The sequence below is a fragment of the Paenibacillus cucumis (ex Kampfer et al. 2016) genome, assembly GCF_019748695.1.
Classification (GTDB): Bacteria; Bacillota; Bacilli; order Paenibacillales; family Paenibacillaceae; genus Paenibacillus; species Paenibacillus polysaccharolyticus.
Map to the genome: position 1 here is coordinate 116,484 of NZ_JACLIC010000045.1, position 23,109 is coordinate 139,592.

The window sequence follows — 23,109 nt, forward strand, 5'->3', positions numbered from 1 at the left end:
AGGAAGTCATTAAAACATTAGAGATTAATTTCTAGACCCATGATATACTATTTACAAACTTTGGGTATAAAACTTGGTAACATTAATGATGTAGCTTGATAAACTGGCAAGGGGGTTCTACATGAATTGCAGTGGCTGCAGTCCGATCTATCCGATAGAGAGCCAAGGTACCTTGTACCTGCGTCCCGTCTCCCCTGCTTTGCTGGAAGCGCTGCAAACCAAGGGAAGGTATGTTGATTATTCAGAAGAGATGTTTTGGTTCCATTTTTCAGACGTACAGGAGTTACAGAATCGGATGGAAGAGATTATAGATATGGAGAAGATATTGTCGATTTCGCTGGCCGTTCTGTTAAAGTCTGTAACGGAACCATTCACCGATGATTTTAAGAGTGAGTGGATTAGTCTATCCATGCAACATGCCAGAATCAAATATGCTGATATCGTTTCTACTATTTTAGAACGCCAGTTTACCAGTTATATGCAACCGATTGTAGATGCCTCAAAGTGCATTATCGGATATGAGTTTTTGCTTCGTCCGGCTGAACATGGGAGAGCATTTAGTTCCTATGAATTGTTTGAAGTAGCTCGCGAAACGGGACTGCATTCGTTTCTGGATCGTACTGCCCGTATTAAGGCCATTGAGACAAGCGCCAAATATCTGCCTCGCGGTGTGAAACGTTTTGTTAATTTCCTGCCTTCCTCTATTTATAACCCCGAATATTGCCTGACACATACATTTGAGGCGATAGAACGTCTCTCGCTCGATCCGAAAGATTTCGTTTTTGAAGTCGTTGAAACTGAACAGATCCAGCAACTGTCTACATTGCAGCATATTTTTGAAGTTTATCGATCTCGCGGTATGTCCGTAGCATTGGATGATGTAGGCGCTGGATTTTCGACGATCGAACTAATGAACCGCTTAGAGCCGGATTTTGTGAAAATTGATCGCAGCCTGATCGACTATTGTGATCAGGATGAAGTGAAGCAACAGAAGATCAGAAATATTGTTCAGTTATCCAATCGATTTGGAGGCAAAGTGCTTGCCGAGGGGATCGAACGAATGGAGGAGTTTGATTTCTGCCGATCGGTTGGAATTGAACTTGCACAAGGATATTATTTTGGTAAACCCGCAGCACGACCTCCCGATGGTCCATATTCAGATCCATCGTACAGAGAAGCGAGATAACTGTCGTTCACCTTTGGATTAAACATTAACATTGAACATTAACATTACAGCACAAGTCACTTTCCCCTTGAAGTGACTTGTTTGTCGTGAACTTTGTTTTTATTCAAAAAAACTCTGTCATTAGCCGATATATAGTATAGACCAATAGAAGTTCATACATAGCTGGGAGCATGGTGACATAATACAAGGGGGAGAACCGATTGAAAGAGACTAAGAACAAAAAGAAAAGTAAAAAGAAAGCTTTTGTCTGGAATATCCGCAATAAAATGCTCGTTTCTTTTTTGGTTGTTCTTTTGGTACCAAGTTTGGCAATTGGCTTGGTGTCTTTGTATATCGCGGAAGATACAGTACAAGCACAACTGAACGACAGTGCCCTTCAGAGCGTAAGTACGGCTAATAAGATTGTCGAAAGTCAGGTTAATAACAAAATTTTTGACATTAATTTCTTCTCGGATTCACTCGAACCGTCCTTGATCAAAGGAGAAAATGATAGCACGGAGCTTCAAACCAAGCTTGCTCAGTATCTGGGACTGCATCCGGATGTTTTAAATATTTTTGTAGGGTCGACAGAAGGAGTCATGGTTCGCGGCAAGCCAACAGAGAGTAGCCAGCGAGGAGAAGCTTATGATCCAAGAGAGCGTGAGTGGTATAAGCTCGCGATGGATAAGCCGGGTACGGTTGCTATTTCACCTGTCACCAAAAATACAGATGGCGTAGCGGTTGTTTTTATCTCCAAAACGCTTAAGGATCAATCCGCTGTAATTGGCTTGTCACTTGATTTGACCGATCTACGGGATCAGGCTGCGATTAAGGTTGGTCAAGAAGGGTACGTTATTATTCTGGATAAAGATAAACATGTTGTTGTTTCTCCTGTACAAGAAGTAGGTACACAGGAAAAGAGCGGCGTGTTGGATCAAATGTATGATGGCAAGGAAGGTCAATTTGACTATGATTACGAAGGCCGTTCCAAAACCATGATTTTCTCTACGAATGAAGCAACGGGTTGGAAAATTGCAGGTACGATGTTCAAGAGTGAAGTCACCGACGCAAGTAAGGAAATAAGACTTGCTACGCTTATCGTTCTTCTGGCTTCTGTATTCCTAGCCCTTATCTTTATTATCTGGTTCACTCGTTCGTTAGTGAGCCCGATTAAACGGTTGCAGGAAAATGCAAGAGCTGTAAGTAAAGGCGACCTCACCGTGAAGATGGATAGTAAACGTAAAGATGAAATGGGCGAACTCGCGAAGTACTTTGAACGCATGGTGGATAACTTACGCATGATGATTCTGGGTGTGCAGGAAACGGCAGAACAAGTATCCGCTTCTTCACAAGAGTTGTCTGCGAGTGCAGACCAAACAACCAAAGCCATTGAACATTCAACGATGGCGATCCAAGAACTGGCCGAGGGTGCAGAGCAACAAGTGAATAGTGTGAAGGACGGTTCTGGACAGATGAGCCGTATGGCAGAAGACGTCCGTCAGATGTCAGAGCGTGTACAATCCATAACTACAGCCATGCGAAATACATCCGGGGCAGCATCTTCAGGGAATGAAGCAGCGGGAGAAGCTGTTGAACAGATGAATATCATCCAGGAAACGGTGGAACAGTTAGGAGATGTTGTGCAGTCTCTTAATGCCCGTTCAGTTGAGATTGGTAGTATGGTTGATGTCATTGCATCTATCTCCAAACAGACCAACCTTCTCGCACTGAATGCATCTATTGAAGCAGCAAGAGCAGGGGATGCAGGACGTGGATTTGCAGTCGTAGCTGGAGAGGTACGCAAGCTGGCTGAAGAATCGGGTAGTTCCGCGGCTCAGATTGGTGAACTTGTGCATAATATTCGTCAGGACATGGACTCTGCCCTAACAGCGATGAATGCTGCCCAAAGCCGTGTTGGTGAGGGGATACAGGCTGTAAATACTTCTGGAAAATCCTTCGCCCAAATTCGTGAAGCGGTGGAGGATGCTGTTCATACGCTGGATGAACTATCCGAAACGACGAAACAATTGGAGAATGGTGCCTCTCATGTGGCTCAGACGATGACGGATATCTCGAACGTCACTCAGGAATCTGCGGCGAGTACCGAATCTGTATCGGCTTCATCGCAAGAACAACTGGCTTCTGTTGAGGAAATTGCTTCGTCTTCTGCACATTTGAATAGTATGGCTGAACAGTTACAAGGATTGCTGGGTATGTTCAAAATGATGGATGATCCCGTAAAAGATAATAGCAAAAAATAATAGCAAAAAATAAATATAGACATTCCTCTTGCGTCCCTGTATAAATATATCGTCTGGTTCTTATGGGCAATTGTACAGGACAGCAGGAGGAACTATGGTATATGTAGCAATATTAATATTTGTTTTGACCATTACGATGGTGATCTGGCAGCCTCGTGGCATCGGCATTGGCTGGAGCGCTTCGGGAGGGGCAATCCTTGCCTTGGCAGCAGGAGTAGTTAGTTTCAATGATGCTTCGGATGTGGCCTCGATTGTGTGGAATGCTACGCTGGCCTTTGTTGGCATTATTATGATTTCATTGATTTTGGACGAGACTGGATTCTTCGAATGGGCTGCCCTTCATATGGCCCGGCTGGCCGGAGGTAACGGACGTAAATTATTCCTTTATTCTATTTTACTGGGGGCTGCGGTGTCTGCCTTGTTTGCCAATGATGGCGCTGCGTTGATTCTGACACCGATTGTTCTGGCAATGGTTCGTGCTTTAAAGTTTGATGAGCGCATGGTGCTGGCATTTGTCATGGCAAGTGGTTTCATCGCGGATACGACCTCATTGCCACTCGTGGTCAGCAATCTGGTGAATATTGTTTCTGCCGATTTCTTTGGCATTACATTTGTAGAGTATGCGATACGTATGTTTGTGCCTAATCTGTTCTCTATTGCAGCGAGTACGGCGATGTTGTTTTTGTTTTATCGTAAAAGCATCCCGCAGACGTATGATGTCACGGCCGCTCGTGACCCCAAGGAAGCCATCCGTGATCCACGGGTGTTCAAGATTGCATGGTTTATGCTGGGACTATTGCTCGTAGCTTACGCTTCCAGTGAATTTCTGCCGATTCCCGTCTCCGTTATTGTAGGTGCGGTGGCCCTGCTTTTCGGTATACTTGCACGCAAGAGCGAAGCGGTAGATTTGAAAAGGGTGGTTAAGGAAGCACCTTGGTCTATTGTTGTCTTCTCGGTAGGGATGTACATTGTTGTTTATGGTTTGCGTAATGCTGGATTAACGGATCATCTGAGCAGCTGGCTTGATGCTATAGCGGATTATGGTCTGTTCGCAGCATCGCTAGGTATGGGCCTGACCGCTGCGGTATTATCATCCGTGATGAACAATTTACCAACGGTATTAATTAATCTGCTCGCCATTCAAGGTGCACACACCGAGGGTATCATTAAGGAAGCTATGATCTATGCCAATGTCATTGGCTCGGATCTAGGTCCAAAGATGACGCCGATTGGGTCGCTTGCAACCTTGTTATGGCTACATGTATTGTCTCGCAAGGGCGTTAAGATTACATGGGGATATTATTTCAAGGCAGGCATTATTCTAACCATTCCAACGTTGTTGATTACATTGGCCGGTTTAGCATTATGGCTGTGGATCTTGGGATAACAATAAGCATCGAGCTTACAAATAGAGATAGAAATGAAAAGGCGCCTCATATGATATGTGTAATACATATCATATGAGGCGCCTTTTTTGATCAACTTCTACGTTTCTTATAGTTAGAAAGAAAAAAACATTCTTATCTTCATGTATTCTTGAGGCCAGCCTTGTCTGAGGCAGGCCTTTCATTGCTACCACCCATAGCTGGAATCAAAGCTTTTGGAATTCCAACGAAGTGATCAAGTGCAGGAGACGGAATCGATTCTGTAGAAGCGAAGCGCTCGCCTTTGTCTCCGAATGTTTACATATGAAAAATGAAATCCATAACGATTTGGAGACAACAGCGATCGGAAGAATGATCCGTAACCGGAACGCCCAGCACGGAGTGGTTCTTTTACTGCCCTCAGCCTTAGCTAGGAATATAAATGTTTAAGAAACAGATGAGCGCTGACGCAGCGGAGGGAACGGAACGATTGTGGAAAAGCGGAGCGTTCGCCTTTATCTCCGGATATATTCCTCTTACAAATACAATCAAATATATCCAGGGGTAACAGCGATTGAAACAACGTCCGTTCTCGAAGCGGCTCCCAGCGCACCTAAGTACGTTCCAACTATTTAATCCCTAGCTCATATTTTTAACATTGCGTTTACAAAACATTGATTTTCAGATGACATAACGAAACTACAATGATTAAAGAGTTGATGGTGATCACACAAATTCACAAAACGCCATCACTACATTGGGGGAGGAAAACAAAAAATGTTTAAAAAGTTGCCGTTTATTTTGATGACCTTAACGTTCGTACTGGTGCTTGCAGCATGCGGATCGAAAAACGACGCAGGTACTACAAATGGTGCCGCAAGTAATGGATCAGGAGATAATACTGCTGCTGAACTCAGCGGTAACATTCTCGCTGTTGGATCAACAGCACTGCAGCCTCTGGTAGAGCAAGCTGGACAAAAATTTATGGCAGTTGATCAATATAAGAACGTGACGGTACAAGTGCAAGGCGGCGGTAGTGGTACAGGTCTGACTCAAGTATCTGACGGACAAGCTACGATCGGTAACTCTGACGTATTTGCTGAAGAGAAGTTGAAAGACGAAGCAAAAGCTAAAGAACTGGTTGACCACCAGGTAGCAGTTGTAGCAATTGCACCAGTAAGCAATAAAGATGCAGGTGTAACGGATCTGACAAAAGAACAACTGGTAGATATTTTCTCCGGTAAAATCACGAACTGGAAAGATGTTGGTGGTAAAGATCAAGCGATCGTTATCGTTAACCGTCCAAGTAGCTCCGGTACACGTGCAACTTTCGAAAACTTCGCGCTGGGAACGAAAGTAGAAGATATTCAAGGTTCAATCCAAGAAGATTCTTCCGGTACAGTTAAGAAACTGGTATCTGAGACTCCAGGAGCAATTGGTTACCTGGCTCTGTCTTACCTGGATGACAAATTGCAAGTTCTGAAATACGGCGGTGTTGAAGCTACAGTTGAGAACGTAGAAGCAGGAACGTATCCAGTATGGGCTTACCAGCACATGTATACAAAAGGTGAGCCGGATGCAGCAACAAAAGCATTCCTCGACTACATGCTCAGCGATGAAATTCAACAAAATGACGTTAAGGAACTGGGCTACATTCCGGTATCCGGCATGAAAGTAAAACGCGATGCAGCAGGTAATGTGACTCAGTAACATTCTTTGAACTTGCGCATACAGCGAAAGAGGCGGACCCAGGTCCTGCCTCTTTGCGCGGTTTGCTCAGAAATTATCCCATATTTTGCACTAATTCTACTATAGAAGGATGGTTGTTATGGAACAGACCGAAGGGGGAACGGTGATGAACAATAAACTGAAACCACGCCGGCCCTTGAGAGAGAAACATTACTGGGAAGAGTGGACGGGACGGATCTACACGTCGATATGTGTCGTTTTCCTGATCGTTGTCATGTTTTCCATCGTATATTTTGTCGCATCCAAAGGGTTATCAACCTTTTTCCAGGATGGCGTCAGCCTGCGTGAGTTCATTTTCGGAAAAACGTGGAATCCTACAGGTGAGCCTGGCGTTTATGGTGCATTACCGTTTATCACGGGTTCCTTTACAACCACCTTGCTTGCAGCATTGATCGCAAGTCCGCTTAGTCTATGTGCAGCACTCTTTATGACCGAGATTGTACCGGGTAAAGGTAAAAAGATTTTGCAGCCCGCGATTGAATTGCTTTCCGGTATTCCATCCGTTGTATACGGATTTATCGGTCTAAGCGTAATTGTTCCGATGTTACGCAGTATCTTCGGAGGACCCGGCATTGGGATTGCAGCCGGATGTCTGGTGTTGTCCGTCATGATTCTGCCTACAGTTACGAGTATCATGGCAGATGCGTTGTCTGCTTTGCCTAAGGGCTTGCGTGAATCTTCTTATGCGCTTGGCGCAACACGCTGGCAGACGATTTATCGGGTAATCATTCCGACGGTGCTACCTGCATTGCTGACAGGTATTGTCCTTGGTATGGCTCGTGCATTTGGTGAAGCATTGGCTGTACAGATGGTCATCGGTAATGCGCCGCATGTACCGACATCCCTGCTCGAATCCGCTTCAACATTAACAAGTGTAATCACCCTGAGTATGGGTAACACCACGATGGGTTCTGTTCATAACAATGCATTGTGGAGCATGGCGCTTGTCCTGCTGGTAATGACCTTTGTCTTCGTCATTCTGGTTCGCCTGCTTGAAAGGAGGAACCGGGTATGAGAATGAAGCCAAAAACAGCGGATAAAATTGCAACAGTAGTCATCGTGATTCTGGCTTTATTCATTGTTGTACTTTTGCTCGGTTTACTCGGATTTATTCTGTTCCGGGGGATCGGTCAGATCAACTGGCACTTCCTGACGAGTGCGCCGCAATTGCTCAAAGGTGGCGGTGGTATTGGTCCGCAACTCTTTAACTCTATCTTTTTGCTTGTACTAACGCTGATTATTACCATCCCGCTCGGCTGGGGCGGAGGTATTTATATGGCGGAATATGCCAAACCGGGTCGGATTACAAGTTTCATTCGACTGGTTGTCGAAGTATTGTCATCTTTCCCATCGATCGTGATCGGTTTGTTCGGACTTTTGCTGATCGTAAATACGTTTGGCCTGGGCTTCTCACTCTTATCGGGTGCGATGGCACTGGCAATTTTCAACTTGCCACTTATGGTACGGACGACAGAGCAAGCTTTCCGAGCCGTTCCCAAAGAGCAGAAGGAAGCAGGACTTGCTCTTGGTTTGTCCAAATGGAAGATCATTACGTCCATCCTGTTGCCTGTGGCACTGCCAAGCTTGATCACTGGTACGATTCTGGCATCCGGTAGGATCTTCGGTGAAGCAGCGGCCCTGATGTTCACTGCGGGTATGAGTAGTCCACCGCTGGACTTTACGGACTGGAATCCAACAAGTCCGAGATCACCAATTAATCCACTTCGTCCTGCGGAAACACTAGCTGTACACATCTGGAAAGTCAACAGTGAAGGCATCGGACCAGATTCAAAAGAAGTTGCAGCAGGGGCTTCTGCCGTGCTGGTCATTCTGGTACTGGCATTCAATCTGAGCGCGCGCTGGATCGGCCGGGTTGTGTACCGCCGTATGACAGCTTCGAAATAAGGAGGAAATCCACATGGCCATACCTTTTGGTACGGAACAGTTAAGCATATATTATGGACATTTTCAGGCCGTGAAGCAGATCAGCCTGACTTTCCCCGAAGCGAGTGTAACGGCCCTGATCGGGCCGTCCGGTTGCGGGAAATCCACATTCCTTCGTTCGTTAAATCGGATGAATGATGAGATTGCCGGGTCCCGCACGGAAGGACATATCTGGATGGACGGCAATGACCTTAACGAACCGGGGACGGATGTAATCAAGCTTCGTCAGAAAATCGGCATGGTGTGGCAGAAGCCAAACCCTTTTCACAAGTCTATTTACAACAATATCGCATTTGGCCCCCGCTACCGCGGTACAAAAAGTAAGAAGGCACTGGATGAAATCGTGGAAAAAAGCTTGCGCCGTGCTGCTCTCTGGGATGAAGTGAAAGACAGGCTACATGAGTCAGCCTTGGCACTTTCAGGTGGACAGCAACAGCGTCTCTGTATCGCGCGCGCACTGTCTGTAGACCCGCAGATCCTATTACTTGACGAGCCTGCATCTGCGCTTGACCCTGTATCTACGGGTAAAGTGGAGGAATTGATCTCGGAGTTGAAGCAAGAGCTACGCATCGTTATTGTTACTCATAACATGCAGCAGGCGGCTCGCATCTCGGATTATACCGCTTATTTTTATCTGGGCAGTATGGTTGAGCACGGGGAGACGGAGCACATTTTTACTAACCCGGACAACCGCTTGACGCAGGAATATATTATGGGGCGTTTTGGTTAATAAGAGTCAAGGGTGTAGCATAGATTTATATGTTTAGAGAAACACGAAATAACAGCATGATCTTTGAACGAGGGTGTTCAAGGATCATGCTTTTTTTTGTGTTTTTTTATATTTGAACATGCTTTATGAGTTATTTACGAGTACACAAATCGCTACAATTGTAGGATCGAACTGGAATGTTGCCTATAATATTATGTCACAAGTACATTGGCAGGTTCATATGTGTCTATGATTCGTACCTGTCATGGAGTGAGGGCGGTCTTCGTTATTCGGTGCTATATAAGTTGAACTTTTCTTTTACACATTAACGGAGTGGACTGTGTAAAATCTTTAGTTCAACTTATATAGAAAAGATCGAACAAGCCCTGAACCATATGAACGAAATGAGCATATCCTATATAGAAATGATGTGCTTTGAGAATACGTCACTTTTATTGACATATAGCGTATGGCATATTACGCTGTATATGATTGAATGCATGGCAGAATGGTGAACTTTCATTAAGGAAATAACAGAATATAGCGAATGATAACGAGCGGGAGAGACCTAGCAGGATGATGCAATACAGTACAAGTAGGCATGATTAATGCAATTTAAGATGTAGAACTGTACTGTACAGATGGCTTGGGCACCGAAGGAGCAAGCAGTTATGCACCCGGCATAACCGTTAATCTCTCAGGTAAATGTACCGTCGTTGGACGCAACTCTGGAGAGTGCGCGGAAGAAGCGCCACCCAAGGGGTATATGATTGTCAGATTGCTGAACAGATGAGTGCTTGCGTGTACTCGGCCTTGTTCTTCCTGGCTTAAAATCATGAAACTCTCAGGTATCAAGGACAGAGAGAGGGCTAACGGCCTTCTTCTGTCCTTTTTTGATGTCATCAATCAGTAAATCAGGAACATTGTGGTGGGTCTTGTCCAGATATCGATGACAAAACCAATTGGAGGGTTAACAGGTGCGATTTAAAGATGTTTTTTCAATTATTGGCCCGTCGATGACGGGACCATCCAGTTCACATACAGCCGGTGCTGCAAGATTGGGACGAATTGCGCGTCAGTGGCTGGGATGTACACCGGAACGTGCAAGGCTTACGTTATATGGCTCATTTGCGGATACCTATCAGGGACATGGAACAGATCTGGCACTAATCGGTGGTTTGCTGGGTTACGTTACAGATGATCCGCGTATACCGGATGCAGAGCAATATGCAGATGAAGCAGGCATGGAGGTTGAATTTTACACCAGCGGTCTACCGGCTCCTCATCCGAACACGGTCAAGATTGAATTGTGGCACGGCGAACGGGCATGCTCTTTAATAGGTGCTTCCATCGGTGGCGGCAGTGTATCTGTGCATGCATTAAATGATTTTCGCGTACAGATCAGTGGAGAGTTTCCGACACTTGTTTTGCGTCATGCCGATAAAGCGGGAGTTCTGGCATCCGTGACCTCAACCATTAGCTCGTCCGGAGTGAATATCGGCTATATGCAAGTGGATCGAAAGGCTCGTGATGGTGAGGCACTTACAGCAATGGAGATGGATGCACCGCCGAGTGAAGACGCGTTGAACAAACTGCGTTCATTGGATCATATGCTGGATATTCGTGTGATTGATCTGAAGAGAGGGGGTGATCCGGATGCGGTTTAAACATCTACATGAATTAAACACCATCTGCACTGCGGAGTCCAAAACAATTGCACAGTTGATGATTGAAGAGCAGGTGCAGGAGACTAACACACCCGAAACAGACGTCGTAAAGCAGATGTCGGAGTACTACCAAGTGATGAAAGAAGCGGTTCGTAAAGGACTTACAGAAGATACAACCTCACGTAGCGGACTGACGGGTGGGGACGGGAAAAAGATGGCCGAATATATTCGCCAAGGCGAAACATGCTCTGGTGATGCTTCTGCCCTTGCCATGGCCTATGCGCTTTGCGTATCGGAAGTGAATGCCTCCATGGGACGGATCGTGGCTACGCCAACAGCGGGCTCTTGTGGCATCATTCCTGGCGTATTTATAAGCTCGCAGGAACGTTTTGGCTGGACGGATGAACATCTGGTGAATGGATTGTTCTGCGCCGGTGCTATTGGATACGTGATCGCCAACAATTCATTTATTTCAGGGGCCGAGGGCGGTTGTCAGGCAGAAGTAGGTTCAGCGATTGGCATGGCTGCCGGTGCGATGGTGGAGCTTCGTGGAGGGACGCCAGAGCAGGTAGTGCATGCTGTAGGATTGGCTTTGAAAAATACACTGGGCCTCATCTGCGATCCGGTTGCTGGCCTTGTAGAGATTCCATGCATCGTGCGCAACGGACTCGGTGCCGTTACTGCACTGGCTGCCGCAGATATGGCACTCGCTGGTGTACGCAGTGCCATTCCGTCTGACGAAGTCATTGACGTGATGTTGGAGGTAGGCAGTGCGATGCCAAGCCGTCACCGCGAGACAGCGCAAGGTGGGCTCGCTCAGACACCTACAGGCCGCAAGATGATGGAGAAGCTGGCGAAACCAAAGGCCAAGCGGTTGCCGGATGAGTCATCCGAAACATCAACAACAGGCTCAGAGGCAGAATAGCAAGTGGATCATATACAGGAACAGGGTCAGATAGCTTAGGAGTACAAAACCAGGTTCCGATTTAGCAAGTAGCAAGTAGTAATTAGAGCATGTTAGTCGTTATTACTTCATAACAAACAAGCGTCCGCGAACCTGGTTTTCTCAGGTTATGCGAGACGCTTGTTTGTCCAGTTTGCCTAAACCGCCAAGATAGCAGTCAACCAATCAGAATTGGAGAAGGCAGTCATTTATTGTTGTTTCAAAAAGGCATCTACTTTACTTCTGTGCGCATCACGGCATATCCGTAAGCAGGCAGTTCAATGGCAAGCACACCGTCTTCCAGAGCGGTGCGATGGTTACCCTCAAACAGCTCCGTCCAAGGTTGCTCACCTGCATCCAGTTCAACGATGGCGGTTTCCTCAGAACGGTTGAACAGAATGAGGATGCGTTCCTCGTCACTTTGCCGCTCCATCACAAGCTGGCTACCGCCTTCCTGAGCTTGCAGGAAACGAATGGTTCCTGCTGCACGCAGTGCAGGATGAGCATGACGCAGAGCAATCAGCTTTTGATAAAAGTGAAGTAGCTCCCGATCCTGCTTCGCTTCGTCCCACTCCATGCATTTGCGGCAACCTGGATCATGTTCTCCGTCGAGCCCGATCTCGTCACCATAATAGATACATGGGGCTCCCATATAACTGAACTGGAACAAGGCAGCCAGCTTCATCTTGCGTTGATCGCCCTCGCACAAGGTAAGCAGGCGCGGAGTATCATGACTGTCGAGTAAGTTGAATGCCACCTCGCTCGCTTGAAGTGGGTAGCGAGATAGCTGCCTGCCAAGGGCACTCGCGAATTGTTCAGCGTGCATCTTATCTTCCACAAAGAAATGATTTACGGCGGCGGTGAACGGATAGTTCATGGCAGCATCGAACTGGTCCCCTTGTAGCCAGGAAGAAGATTCGTTCCATATCTCACCCAGAATGTAGGCATCCGGGTTGGCTTCCTTAACAACCCGCCTGAAATCTCTCCAGAAAGCATCGTCCACTTCATCAGCTACATCAAGACGCCAGCCGTCCGTGCCAACTTCCTTGATCCAATATTCCGCTACTTCGAGCAAGTAGGCCTTCACATCGGGATTCTCTGTATTCAGCTTGGGCATGTGAGCCTCAAAGCCAAATGTCTCATAGGTTGGAATGCCATCCTTTACGTCGAGCGGGAATTCATGTACGTGAAACCAGTCCTTGTATTTGGACTTGGCACCAAGCTTTTGTACATCGACAAAAGGAGCAAATGTTTTGCCTGAATGATTAAACACGGCATCCAGCAGCACACGAATACCGCGTTCATGACATAGCTTAACCAGATGCTTCACTGTGTCAGCATCACCGAAATGGCGGTCGACGCGCAGATAGTCTTCGGTATCATATTTATGATTGGTTGTAGCTTCGAAAATCGGAGTGAAATAAATCGCATTAATACCCAGTTCACTGAGGTAATCAAGGTGGTCGATTACGCCCTGCAGGTCACCGCCAAAGAAATTAAAGGGTGTAGGTTCACCGCCCCAAGGTTCAACCTCTTTGGGATTGATATCCGGGTTGCCATTGGCAAAGCGCTCGGGAAAAATCTGATAAAACACAGCATCTTTCACCCATGCTGGGGGTGTAAACACAGCTCCGGCATGAAGATATGGGAACTGAAACATGCGGCCTGGGTCATCGGGCTCCTCCTCTTGGAAATCCGTCTCGGTCATCCAGATGTGTTCATCTCCACTTTTGAGCAAAAAAGCATACTTCAATCGATGATACGGAGGTCTCACTTCCCCCTCGTAGTAGTCAAACATAGAGTCTGACGTCAATTTGGTCAGAGGAACCATATCTTTTGTTTCCTCCCACGCGTATTTATCTCCAGTCAGGGCATACACCTCGGTGAGATCATTCTTTTTGGCACGCAGACGTAGACGAATCGTATCCTGATCATAGGCATAGGCCCAGTTTCGTTTTGGTTGGTGAAAGATGGCTTCAAGCAGCATATGTAATTCCTCCTGTCAGATATGAATGAAGTAAGCAGAGACCAATTCATTTAAATTCGATTAAATATGCTAGTAGTACAGTAATACAGGTGATATGTAGACATTATTGCTGAAAGATATAGCTTCATATTACGTGACTGCAGATTGCGTTATAATGAGGGTATGAAAAGATAGGGCAGGCTCTAAACGAGCGACATGGAATGTACTGAGGCCTAGGCAACGGACATTGTAGCTTGTGCAACCAGGCTTGCATTTAAACTCGCGGGGAGGTTCGCCCCATTCAAAATTTAAAGCCAAAAGTCATAAAGATAAGCATTGCCGCCCAGATATATCATTAACCCAAAGGGAACGGAAAGGAAACGAGTACATAGATGAAAAACAAACTGTTATACATTGAGGATGATACGGAAATTGCAACATGGGTGAGAGAAGATCTGGAGGAGCGTGGATATGAGGTCGTCTGGCTTGGGAGCGGTGAAGGGGCCACCGAGGCTGTGGCAGACTGCTCCCTAGTCATTCTGGATGTCATGCTGCCAGGGCTCGACGGATTCACGGTAGGTCAGCGATTAAAAAAAGAATATCCTGCTGTGCCCATCGTTATGCTCTCGGCCAGAACATCCATTGATGACAAGTTGCATGGACTTGATTTTGCCGATGATTATGTGACCAAACCTTTTCATCCGGACGAGCTTGCAGCGCGGATTGAGGTTCAACTGCGGAAAGCAGGCAAAGTAGCTTCAAGTGAAGCGGTACTTAAGCTGGATCATCTGTCGATTTATGAGCAGGATAACCGGATCGTGAATGAGCAGACGGGGGAAGAGATTATTTTATCCGGTAAACAGTTCCACATCTTCGCTTATTTGCTTCGGCATATGGGCATGATTCGCACCAAAGAGCAGATCTATGAAGCGGTGTGGAACGAGTCTTATCTGGATGGGGACAAAACGTTGATGGTGCACATCCGGCATCTGCGCGAGAAGCTGGAGATTGATCCGGCCAATCCTGTCATTATTCAGACAGTACGCGGTGTTGGCTATCGTGTGAAGAAGCCATGATCAGATGGTATAGAGAACGGAAGGCAAGGAAGTCTGAACAGAACAGAGGCAGTGAAACAGGACAGTCTATCCGTCCCAAAATAAAGGTTGGGCGATCACTGATGTCCAGATACATGCTACTGATTCTGGCAGCTTTTCTGTTTGTACCTGTTGTGGTACCGATGGTAGCAACGGTTTTTATTGTAGTCATCAATAACGTAAGCTCTGGTGAAGAAGCACCTTACGGAAACGCTGACCAAATTACCGAACTGTGGGCTATGGAATCCAAAAAGCTGGGCGGGGCTTCTGACCAAATCATAGATAAACGGATAAAAGAACTGCAGGAGAAATACCCTAAATCGGCTATGTATCGTGTAGATGCGGCAGGCCGAACGAAGTTAGTGCTTGGCGGTGAAGAGGCGGATGTACTGAAGTCTAAATCATTGCATCCTTCAGTCACCTCGGAAGGGGAGCCGGCGTCTTTAAATACAGACGTCATTCTGAAGTGGTCGCTCGCAACTGGAGAAAAAGCAGAGACCCGAATCCCGGCAAGATGGACACCAAATGATACGGTTCAGTTCATGAAGGAAGCCTTGTATCGCGATCCTCTAACCGTGGTTTCTTTTATTGGCGGAGTAAATGTGAATAAGGGACAAGGGTTTATGGTGATTGAAGTCCCTCGTGAGCTCATTCAAAACATCACCAATAACGGGGTATTAGAATTCATCTATTTCGGGGCAGTGATGCTGATTGTGTTTGTGATCTTTATTGTGATGTCCGTTCTGTTCTTCGCCAAAATTCGCAAACGACTGATTCACTTGCAATCTGCTATGGTTACCCCGGGCAAGGAGGGTATACCACTTCCAGTGGACATTAAGAGATCGGATGAGATTGGACATTTGGAGGAATCCTTTAACCAGATGGTACATCAGTTAACGGATAGCCTTCAGCGTGAGCGGGAAGAGGAGCAACTTCGCAAACGGCTTGTGGCAGGGTTATCCCATGACCTGAGAACACCGCTTACGGTAATTCGCGGGCATATGCATGCATTGAATAAAGAGAACCTAAGTGATCAAGGCGTGCGCGCACTGAGTCGGATGGAAGGCAAGATACAGGATCTTGGTGAACTGATCGACAATTTGCTCACGTATAATCTGCTGACTAGTGGAAGATATACTTTAAAACTGGAGCAGAAAGATGCACTGCGTATGATAAGGGAAGCTGCTGCTTCCTGGTATCCGGTGTGGGAGAAGGAAGAGTTTGAGATCGATATTGACCTGCCTGAAACTCCGTTAATCTGGGATGTAGATGCGCAAGGGCTGCGGCGTGTGCTGGATAATTTGTTTCAAAATGTAGTTCGTCATGCGGCAAGCGGAAAATATATTCGCATTTCCACGGAGCAGATTCAGGGTCGAACTGCCGTAGTGATCGAGGATCGCGGACCGGGAATTCAGCCGGATTCGGGTACGAAGGGCACAGGACTTGGCTTATCCATTGTCGATCTGCTGATTCGTGAGATGGGCTTGCGGAAGCGGGTAGATAGCTCAGATGCGGGTGTCCGTACCTATCTATACAGCGGCTAAGGGATTGATCGGGAAGTTTGAACGCAGATAGAAGAGGTTTCTTTTTAAACTAAACTTAAACTTGGATGTACGCTGGCTTTAACCTTGGAGGGTTACGATAGTTCCGAGGTGATAATGAATGAGCGAAAATATTATTCAAACAGCGAATTTATGGAAAACATATAAGGACCGTGCAGCGGTTCGTGAACTTGACCTTCATATTAAAAAAGGAGATATCTACGGCTTCCTTGGTCCTAACGGTGCCGGCAAAACAACAACGATCCGTATGCTTCTTGGATTGATTAAACCGACCAAAGGTGTCATCCGGGTCTTCGACAAAGATATTCGCAAGGACCGTATGGACATTTTACGGCGTGTAGGTTCTCTGGTGGAGTACCCCTCCTATTACGGTCATCTGAATGCGGTAGAGAATCTTGAGGTACTGCGCCGCATTATCAATGTACCCAAGTCAAGGATTGCGGAAGTGTTATCTATTGTTGATCTGACAAAAGATGCTAAACGAAATGTAAAAGGGTATTCCCTCGGCATGAAACAGCGTTTGGGCATTGCCAGCGCACTACTCGGTGAACCGGAGCTGCTTATTTTGGATGAGCCAACGAACGGACTTGACCCCGCGGGGATTCAGGAGATTCGGGAACTCATCAAACGTATGCCGCTGGAGCATGGCATCACCGTTCTTGTATCCAGTCACTTGCTGAGTGAAGTGGAGCAGATGGCGAGTCGTGTCGGTATTATAAGAGATGGCAAAATGGTGATGCAGGACACGATGGCGAGTCTCCATAGTCAGACAGGCAGCTCAATCAGGCTCACGGTGTCTGAACCGGAGGCAGCCATGAAGCTTGCTCGTGAGCAGGGGCAATTTGGTCAGAGACAGGGTGCTGAGCTTACCTTCCCCTACATGGATAACAGCGCAGTTGCACTGCTGGTACGTCGTTTGATTGAACAGGATCATGATGTATACCGGGTCGAAGAACAGAGACAGTCTTTGGAGGATCTCTTCATGCGTGTCATTGGCGAGGGGGCTTCCCTATGACAGGACGTGCATTATCAGCCGACTGGCTTAAAATTCGTGGCAAAGGCATCTGGTTTCTGGTGTTTCTGGCCCCAATCGGCTTGACGGCCATGCAGGCTCTGAATTTCGGATTGCGACTGGATTATCTGAAAGAACAGTATGCCGATAATTTGTGGGGAGGTCTGCTCGGTAACGTAGTTGTTTTTGTTCCGCTCGCTTTAATGCTGGGCGCAACCATTTTGAGTTCGATGATCGCCGGAATAGAGCATGAGCAGGGGTCGTGGAAGCAACTTCTGGCGATGCCAATTAAAAGGCCAGCCGTTTATCTTGCGAAGTTTCTGCTGGCTTGTGTGCTACTAATGATCTCATGTTTGTTGTTAACCGCGGGGGTTGTTGGACTGGGACTTGTGCTTGGTTTCGATGCCAAAGATATACCGTGGGCACAGGCACTGAAGCTGGGGCTTATGCCGCTAGCTGGCGCACTGCCTGTATTGTCCATTGAATTATGGTTTACGCTGGTATCCAAAAATCAGGCGCTACCGGTTACATTCGGCATTATTCTTGCGATTACCGGTATGTTCTCTCTCAGCATCTCTCCACAGTTTCCACTCGCTTGGGCACAAATGGCTTGGAGTGCGCCTAACGCTTACTTATACGCAGCAATGGGTGCAGGTTTAGGAATCATCATTCTGCTGATAGGCATGATGCACTTCAGCCGGAAGGATGTGGCCTGATATGAATTTTGCTACAACCTATTTTCGTATCTTATCTGCGGAACGTTTGAAAATGGCCAAATCGCCAATCTCGCTTTTGGTTCTAATCAGTCCCTTGATCGCACTGCTCATCGGTCTGCTCTCTTCCCCATCGGGTGATTGGATTGCATTGATGTCAGCCATGGTGATGATTCACGGTATGCTTTTGTTACCAATGCTGACAGGGGTGTTTACCTCATTTGTATGTCGTTTCGAACATGCAGGGGGTGGATGGAAACAACTCTTGGTTTTGCCACTTACACGTACAGGTGTGTATTTAGGCAAATTCACAATGGTGTTACTGCTCCTCGCTGGTACACAGTTACTTCTATTCGGAAGTATCGTTTTGACAGGATTAATCCATGGGATGGCATCACCGGTACCTTGGGGATTCCTTGTCAGTAAAATGTTGCTTGGACTTCTGGCTTGTATCCCATTGGCGGCATTACAGATGTTTGTGTCTCTGATCTGGAGCAGTTTCGCCGCGCCGCTTGCCCTGAACTTCGCGCTAACGATACCTAACATTCTGGTTGCAAACTCCGCAACGTATGGCCCGTATTATCCATGGGCACAGCCGATGATTCTGATGCTTCCCATTGAGGGAACAGGGTTTGGTGCGTTCAATGTTCCACTAGGTACACTTTTATCCGTAGTTGGTGGCAGCGCCGTGTTATTCATTGCGATGGGCATGATTTATTTTTCGAAGAAGGAAGTATAAAGTATACGTTCGATGAGAATAACAAATGAACCTTTCCTGAGGCTGTGCATCCAAAGAGTTGGTATGCAGACAGTCTCAGTTTTTTTTATATTATGCGATAAAGGTCAAATCCCATCTTTTTCATGCCTATTGATGTGAATTTCATCCTATTTGATAAGCAAAATGAGACGAGAATCTGGTAAAATAAAAAAAGCTGTTTCTAGTCAGGCGAACATGGTTATTCGAGGGTAAGACTGTTACAGCCGAAAATGGCGCATATGTAATGTGATGAAGAAAGAAGATTTTGGCTGAGAAAAGAGGGGTAGGCCTTTGGATCATAATAAAACGGAAACCCTGAAACGAATTATTTCTGAGGGTAGCTCTTACCGATCATTGTTTTTTAATCACCCGGATGCCATCTATGTGATGGACATTAAAGGGAATCACATCGATGCTAACCCTTCGTTTGAACGGTTATCTGGCTACAAGATTGAAGAGCTTGCAGGGGTGAGTCGGGATCGCATCAGCCCGCCTGAGAGTGAAAATAGAAGAGTGCAATTCATCGAAGATGTTCTGGCTGGACGTTCAGTCAGCGAAGCGATGGCTTTTTATCATAAAGATGGCTCTGTGAAACATGCACAGGTGACCTATATACCGATTACAGAAGGTGATGATGTCGTTGGCATCTATGGTATTGCCAAGGATGTGACGGATAAAGTAATCATCGAACAGGAACTGCAACAGACTCAAGAGAAATATCAGGTATTGGCCGAACATGCGCAAGATCTGATTACAACCTGTGCTATAGATGGTGAACTCTTGTATGTCTCTCCATCTGTTCGTGCACTGCTTGGTTATGAGCCGGAGGAAGTCGCAGGGAAATCATTTAAATCCTACTGTTACCCGGGAGATTATCCGGACCCTTTGCTCATTTCTAATATTGGTCATGGCTGCAAGATGAGAGTGTTACACAAAGATGGGCATTACATCTGGATGGAGACATTGGCGAAGCCCGTGACCGGGGAACATGGCAAAATAACGCAAATTGTGAGCATTAGCAGGGATATTACCCAGCAGAAAGATGCTGACAGACGTCTTCGCGAAAGCCGTGAGCGGTACAAGTCATTGTTTGAATATAATCCAGCTGCGGTATACTCCCTCGATCTGGAAGGGAATTATAGTGCTGTGAACAGCAATATGGTGCAAATGCTTGATATTCCGCGTAGCAAACTCATCGGACAGTCCTTTCTGTCGAACCTGGATAAACGAGAACGGCAGAAGGGGGAAACTGGATTTGAGCTCGTGAAGCAGGGGAAGCCTCAATACTATGAGACTCGTGTTGTAAATTCCAGTGGCCGGAAGATCGAAGTTTCGGTAACGAATGTGCCGATTATTATAGATAACGAAGTAGTTGGTGTCTACGGTATAGTATCAGATATAACGGAGCGCAAGGAGTACACGGAGCGTATTCAGGAGCTGAGCAAGCAGCATGAGTTGATCCTCAATACCGTTACCGAAGGAATCTACGGTCTCGATGCGGATGGCATTACCATGTTCATGAATCCGGCTGCGGCATCCATGTTCGGTTATGAAGCTCATGAATTCATTGGTAAAAGTTCACACCCGATTATCCATCACACGCGTGCAGACGGAAGTTATTTTCCAAAAGAAGAATGTCCGATTCACATGACGGTGCTCGATGGACATGCGCGTTCAGTGACGGAGGACGTGTTCTGGCGAAAAGACGGCAGTAGTTTCCTCGTACAGTATCAAGTAACTCCGATTATTGACGAGGGCCAGATTCGTGGTGCGGTCGTTGTCTTTAATGACGTTACCGGTGAACGTGAAATTGTCCGTGCCAAGGAGACAGCCGAACTGGCTGCACAGGCCAAGTCCGAATTCCTTTCCCGCGTTAGTCACGAAATCCGGACACCGATGAACGGCATTGTAGGAATGACTGAGCTATTGGTGGGTACAGACTTGTCAGAGGAGCAGCGAGAGTACGCCCAGATTATTCAAGAGAGCGGCGATGCATTGCTGAACATCCTGAATGATATTCTGGACTTCAGTAAGCTGGAGTCTGGTAAAATGGCCCTGGCCTACGAGCCGTTCTCGCTCCGCAAGATGCTGGAGCAGGTTGCGGAGCTGTTCAAGCCACGAGCAGACGAGAAACATCTGGATATTCGTTTTCGTCTGAACCCGAATATTCCTGATTATATGGCGGGGGATTCGATGCGAATAAGGCAGATTCTGGTGAACCTCGTTGGCAACGCGCTGAAATTCACAGATCAGGGAAGTATCGATGTCACGGTGGACATCATTAAAGGAAGCAAACCTGAGGATAGTGTACTGGATTTTGCTGTGCAAGATACGGGGATTGGTATTCCTGCGGACAAGCAGGATCAGTTGTTCCAGTCGTTCTCTCAACTACATCCAGTAATTAACCGCAAATACGGCGGAACAGGACTTGGGCTGGTGATCTCCAAGAGACTTGTTGAGATTATGGGTGGAAGCATCAGTGTGGAGAGTACGGAAGGAGAAGGCTCCGTTTTCCGGTTTGCTATTCCGACGACGCGAGTTGAAGCATCAGGTGAAAAGTCAGCAAGTGAGTTCCAGCATGACCGTACACGTCAAAGTGACAAGGTGGCTATGCGTATTCTCGTAGCAGAAGATCATCCGGTCAACCGGAAGATTTTACAGGAATATTTGGAGAAATTGGGCTATGAGGCTGATGTGTGCACGAATGGTGTAGAAGCGATTGATGCCATCTCGCAGAATGCCTATGATATTGTTCTGATGGATATCCATATGCCTGTAATGGACGGTCTGAAAGCCACGAATCTGTTACATCGGTTAATTCCTGAGGATCGGATTCCCCCGATTATTGCCGTTACGGGCAATTCGAGGCGGGAAGATAAAGAGGCCTGTCTGGAGATCGGCATGCGGGACTTTATCAGCAAGCCGGTGATGCTAAGTGAACTGAAGCGGGTCCTCCAGCAATGGGGACCGTCTGATGAGCCGCGGATTGGGCCTAGTTAAGTAGAGATTCATATGTGGATCATTGGATTGAGCCCAACGGATTAAAAAGATAGTGTAGCAGAACAACCTTCATGTCCACGGTGTGGTGAAATGAAGGTTGTTTTTTTGTGTTCTATTTTGGAACAAGCTCGCAGTGTAGACCTGTTCCTACTCAGAATTTACGAAGGCTTAGGCTATAGTCAGGCGGTTAATATTACCGGACAAAATTTCACAGGAACGCTCGAATTTCTCAACCTCCGCTTGATCGAGATTTAATTCGATAATCTCTTGAATGCCGCCCTCCCCAATGATTGCAGGGACTCCTGCACAAACATTCCGCTGTCCATATTCGCCATCAAGAATCGCGGATACAGCAATGATTTTATGCTCGTCATTCAGGATGGAGCGAGTAATATGGGCAAGTGCATTCCCAATGCCAAACTGGGTTGAACCTTTACGTGTGAAAATTTCCCACCCAGCATCTTTCGTTTTTTTGGCGATATCGTCCAGATCCAGATGTTTGAACCGTTCCTTGTGTTGATCCAAAATGTGCAGAATAGGCTTGCCGCCAATGGTAACATGGGACCAGGCTACGAATTGGGACTCGCCGTGCTCACCGAGCGCGTAGCCGTGTACGCTGCGCGGGTCGATGGAGAATACCTCGGAGAGCAGTGTTTTGAGTCGTGAAGAGTCGATCGAAGTTCCCGTCCCGATGACACGCTCACGCGGCAACCCGGACAGTTTCCATACCATATACGTAACAATGTCCACGGGGTTGGCTGCGACAACGAAGATTCCGTTAAAACCACTGTTCATGATCGGAACCACGATATCTTTGGCAATGGACTCTGCTTCCTCCAGAACATCCAGTCTTGTCTGTCCAGGCTTTGGATTGGCTCCAGCGGTCAAAATGATGACATCCATACTGCCGCAATCGGCATACGTTCCTGCGTATACTTTCGTTCGGTTGTGTGTAAAGTCCATGCAATGGGAAAAATCGAGTGCCTGTGCTACCGCACGGTCATACGTCCGATCGACCATCATAATCTCCCTGCATATCGATTGATTGATCATCGAATATGCACAACTTGAACCTACAAGACCCGCCCCGATGACCGCCACTTTCCCTGATTTGCCTAACACTGCCTTCAGCCTCCGTTTACATTGGATTTATCCATTACTTGATTATTGTTATGTTAAGTATAGTGCTTTATTTTATGCTGG

17 protein-coding genes and 2 riboswitches are annotated in these 23,109 nt (G+C 46.7%); of the genes, 15 read left to right on the forward strand and 2 right to left on the reverse strand.

Annotation, left to right across the window (positions count from 1 at the left end):
- Window positions 1-121: 121 nt before the first annotated feature.
- The 9 genes from H7T88_RS24955 (at window position 122) to sdaAA (ending at window position 11,784) form a co-directional block, all read left to right on the forward strand.
- On the forward strand, window positions 122-1,186 hold the full coding sequence (locus H7T88_RS24955) for an EAL domain-containing protein (protein ID WP_154891427.1): 1,065 nt from the start codon (window positions 122-124) through the stop codon (window positions 1,184-1,186).
- Window positions 1,187-1,386: 200 nt separating this feature from the next.
- Complete coding sequence (locus tag H7T88_RS24960) at window positions 1,387-3,426, forward strand: methyl-accepting chemotaxis protein (protein ID WP_221790952.1); 2,040 nt, start codon at window positions 1,387-1,389, stop codon at window positions 3,424-3,426.
- Window positions 3,427-3,520: 94 nt separating this feature from the next.
- Complete coding sequence (gene arsB / locus H7T88_RS24965) at window positions 3,521-4,813, forward strand: arsenic transporter (protein WP_221790954.1); 1,293 nt, start codon at window positions 3,521-3,523, stop codon at window positions 4,811-4,813.
- 754 nt (window positions 4,814-5,567) lie between these two features.
- On the forward strand, window positions 5,568-6,500 hold the full coding sequence (locus H7T88_RS24970) for a phosphate ABC transporter substrate-binding protein (protein WP_154891424.1): 933 nt from the start codon (window positions 5,568-5,570) through the stop codon (window positions 6,498-6,500).
- A gap of 118 nt (window positions 6,501-6,618) precedes the next feature.
- Entirely contained in the window at window positions 6,619-7,554 is a 936-nt protein-coding gene (pstC, locus tag H7T88_RS24975) for a phosphate ABC transporter permease subunit PstC (RefSeq protein WP_373323268.1), read from the forward strand.
- A 2-nt stretch (window positions 7,555-7,556) separates the two neighbouring features.
- The gene (pstA, locus tag H7T88_RS24980; protein ID WP_090919024.1) at window positions 7,557-8,444 is read left to right on the forward strand and encodes a phosphate ABC transporter permease PstA; all 888 of its coding nucleotides are present in this window, start codon (window positions 7,557-7,559) and stop codon (window positions 8,442-8,444) included.
- A gap of 13 nt (window positions 8,445-8,457) precedes the next feature.
- A complete protein-coding gene (pstB, locus tag H7T88_RS24985) occupies window positions 8,458-9,213 on the forward strand; it encodes a phosphate ABC transporter ATP-binding protein PstB (protein ID WP_090918740.1) in 756 nt (251 codons plus the stop codon).
- A 527-nt stretch (window positions 9,214-9,740) separates the two neighbouring features.
- Window positions 9,741-9,914: riboswitch (glycine riboswitch) on the forward strand.
- Between the two features lie 4 nt (window positions 9,915-9,918).
- A riboswitch (glycine riboswitch) is annotated at window positions 9,919-10,055 on the forward strand.
- 114 nt (window positions 10,056-10,169) lie between these two features.
- Window positions 10,170-10,859, forward strand: coding sequence for an L-serine ammonia-lyase, iron-sulfur-dependent subunit beta (gene sdaAB, locus H7T88_RS24990; protein WP_221790956.1), 690 nt, complete (start codon window positions 10,170-10,172; stop codon window positions 10,857-10,859).
- Window positions 10,849-11,784 carry an L-serine ammonia-lyase, iron-sulfur-dependent, subunit alpha gene (gene sdaAA, locus H7T88_RS24995; RefSeq protein WP_154891418.1) on the forward strand — a complete coding sequence of 312 codons (936 nt, stop codon included), beginning with the start codon at window positions 10,849-10,851 and terminating at the stop codon, window positions 11,782-11,784. Before sdaAB ends, sdaAA begins: the two co-directional genes overlap by 11 nt.
- A gap of 250 nt (window positions 11,785-12,034) precedes the next feature.
- Here the strand turns inward: sdaAA and H7T88_RS25000 are convergent, their stop codons facing one another.
- Window positions 12,035-13,789 (reverse strand): alpha-glycosidase, encoded by a 1,755-nt coding sequence (locus H7T88_RS25000; protein ID WP_154891417.1) that lies wholly within the window; start codon window positions 13,787-13,789, stop codon window positions 12,035-12,037.
- A gap of 371 nt (window positions 13,790-14,160) precedes the next feature.
- Here H7T88_RS25000 and H7T88_RS25005 point away from each other — a divergent pair, with 371 nt between their 5' ends.
- From H7T88_RS25005 to H7T88_RS25030, 6 genes are all read left to right on the forward strand, one after another.
- The gene (locus H7T88_RS25005) at window positions 14,161-14,844 is read left to right on the forward strand and encodes a response regulator transcription factor (protein WP_154960032.1); all 684 of its coding nucleotides are present in this window, start codon (window positions 14,161-14,163) and stop codon (window positions 14,842-14,844) included.
- Entirely contained in the window at window positions 14,841-16,406 is a 1,566-nt protein-coding gene (locus H7T88_RS25010) for a sensor histidine kinase (protein WP_221790958.1), read from the forward strand. Before H7T88_RS25005 ends, H7T88_RS25010 begins: the two co-directional genes overlap by 4 nt.
- Before the next feature lie 118 nt (window positions 16,407-16,524).
- Window positions 16,525-17,439, forward strand: coding sequence for an ABC transporter ATP-binding protein (locus H7T88_RS25015; protein WP_090918727.1), 915 nt, complete (start codon window positions 16,525-16,527; stop codon window positions 17,437-17,439).
- Window positions 17,436-18,152 (forward strand): ABC transporter permease, encoded by a 717-nt coding sequence (locus H7T88_RS25020; RefSeq protein WP_154891414.1) that lies wholly within the window; start codon window positions 17,436-17,438, stop codon window positions 18,150-18,152. The genes H7T88_RS25015 and H7T88_RS25020 overlap by 4 nt, the downstream gene beginning before the upstream one ends.
- A 1-nt stretch (window position 18,153) precedes the next feature.
- Window positions 18,154-18,888, forward strand: coding sequence for an ABC transporter permease (locus H7T88_RS25025; protein ID WP_154891413.1), 735 nt, complete (start codon window positions 18,154-18,156; stop codon window positions 18,886-18,888).
- A 309-nt stretch (window positions 18,889-19,197) separates the two neighbouring features.
- Window positions 19,198-21,906, forward strand: a complete 2,709-nt coding sequence (locus H7T88_RS25030; RefSeq protein ID WP_221790959.1) for a PAS domain-containing hybrid sensor histidine kinase/response regulator — start codon at window positions 19,198-19,200, stop codon at window positions 21,904-21,906.
- A gap of 168 nt (window positions 21,907-22,074) precedes the next feature.
- Here H7T88_RS25030 and H7T88_RS25035 read toward each other — a convergent pair whose 3' ends face one another.
- Entirely contained in the window at window positions 22,075-23,028 is a 954-nt protein-coding gene (locus tag H7T88_RS25035; protein ID WP_145334020.1) for an L-lactate dehydrogenase, read from the reverse strand.
- Window positions 23,029-23,109: the final 81 nt, after the last annotated feature.

Bases quoted from the DNA above. Each gene is read 5' to 3' on its own strand.
- H7T88_RS24955 (WP_154891427.1), top strand. From the start codon at position 122: ATGAATTGCAGTGGCTGCAGTCCGATCTATCCGATAGAGAGCCAAGGT.
- arsB (WP_221790954.1), top strand. From the start codon at position 3,521: ATGGTATATGTAGCAATATTAATATTTGTTTTGACCATTACGATGGTG.
- H7T88_RS24970 (WP_154891424.1), top strand. From the start codon at position 5,568: ATGTTTAAAAAGTTGCCGTTTATTTTGATGACCTTAACGTTCGTACTG.
- pstC (WP_373323268.1), top strand. From the start codon at position 6,619: ATGGAACAGACCGAAGGGGGAACGGTGATGAACAATAAACTGAAACCA.
- pstA (WP_090919024.1), top strand. From the start codon at position 7,557: ATGAAGCCAAAAACAGCGGATAAAATTGCAACAGTAGTCATCGTGATT.
- pstB (WP_090918740.1), top strand. From the start codon at position 8,458: ATGGCCATACCTTTTGGTACGGAACAGTTAAGCATATATTATGGACAT.
- sdaAA (WP_154891418.1), top strand. From the start codon at position 10,849: ATGCGGTTTAAACATCTACATGAATTAAACACCATCTGCACTGCGGAG.
- H7T88_RS25000 (WP_154891417.1), bottom strand. From the start codon at position 13,789: ATGCTGCTTGAAGCCATCTTTCACCAACCAAAACGAAACTGGGCCTAT.
- H7T88_RS25005 (WP_154960032.1), top strand. From the start codon at position 14,161: ATGAAAAACAAACTGTTATACATTGAGGATGATACGGAAATTGCAACA.
- H7T88_RS25010 (WP_221790958.1), top strand. From the start codon at position 14,841: ATGATCAGATGGTATAGAGAACGGAAGGCAAGGAAGTCTGAACAGAAC.
- H7T88_RS25015 (WP_090918727.1), top strand. From the start codon at position 16,525: ATGAGCGAAAATATTATTCAAACAGCGAATTTATGGAAAACATATAAG.
- H7T88_RS25020 (WP_154891414.1), top strand. From the start codon at position 17,436: ATGACAGGACGTGCATTATCAGCCGACTGGCTTAAAATTCGTGGCAAA.
- H7T88_RS25025 (WP_154891413.1), top strand. From the start codon at position 18,154: ATGAATTTTGCTACAACCTATTTTCGTATCTTATCTGCGGAACGTTTG.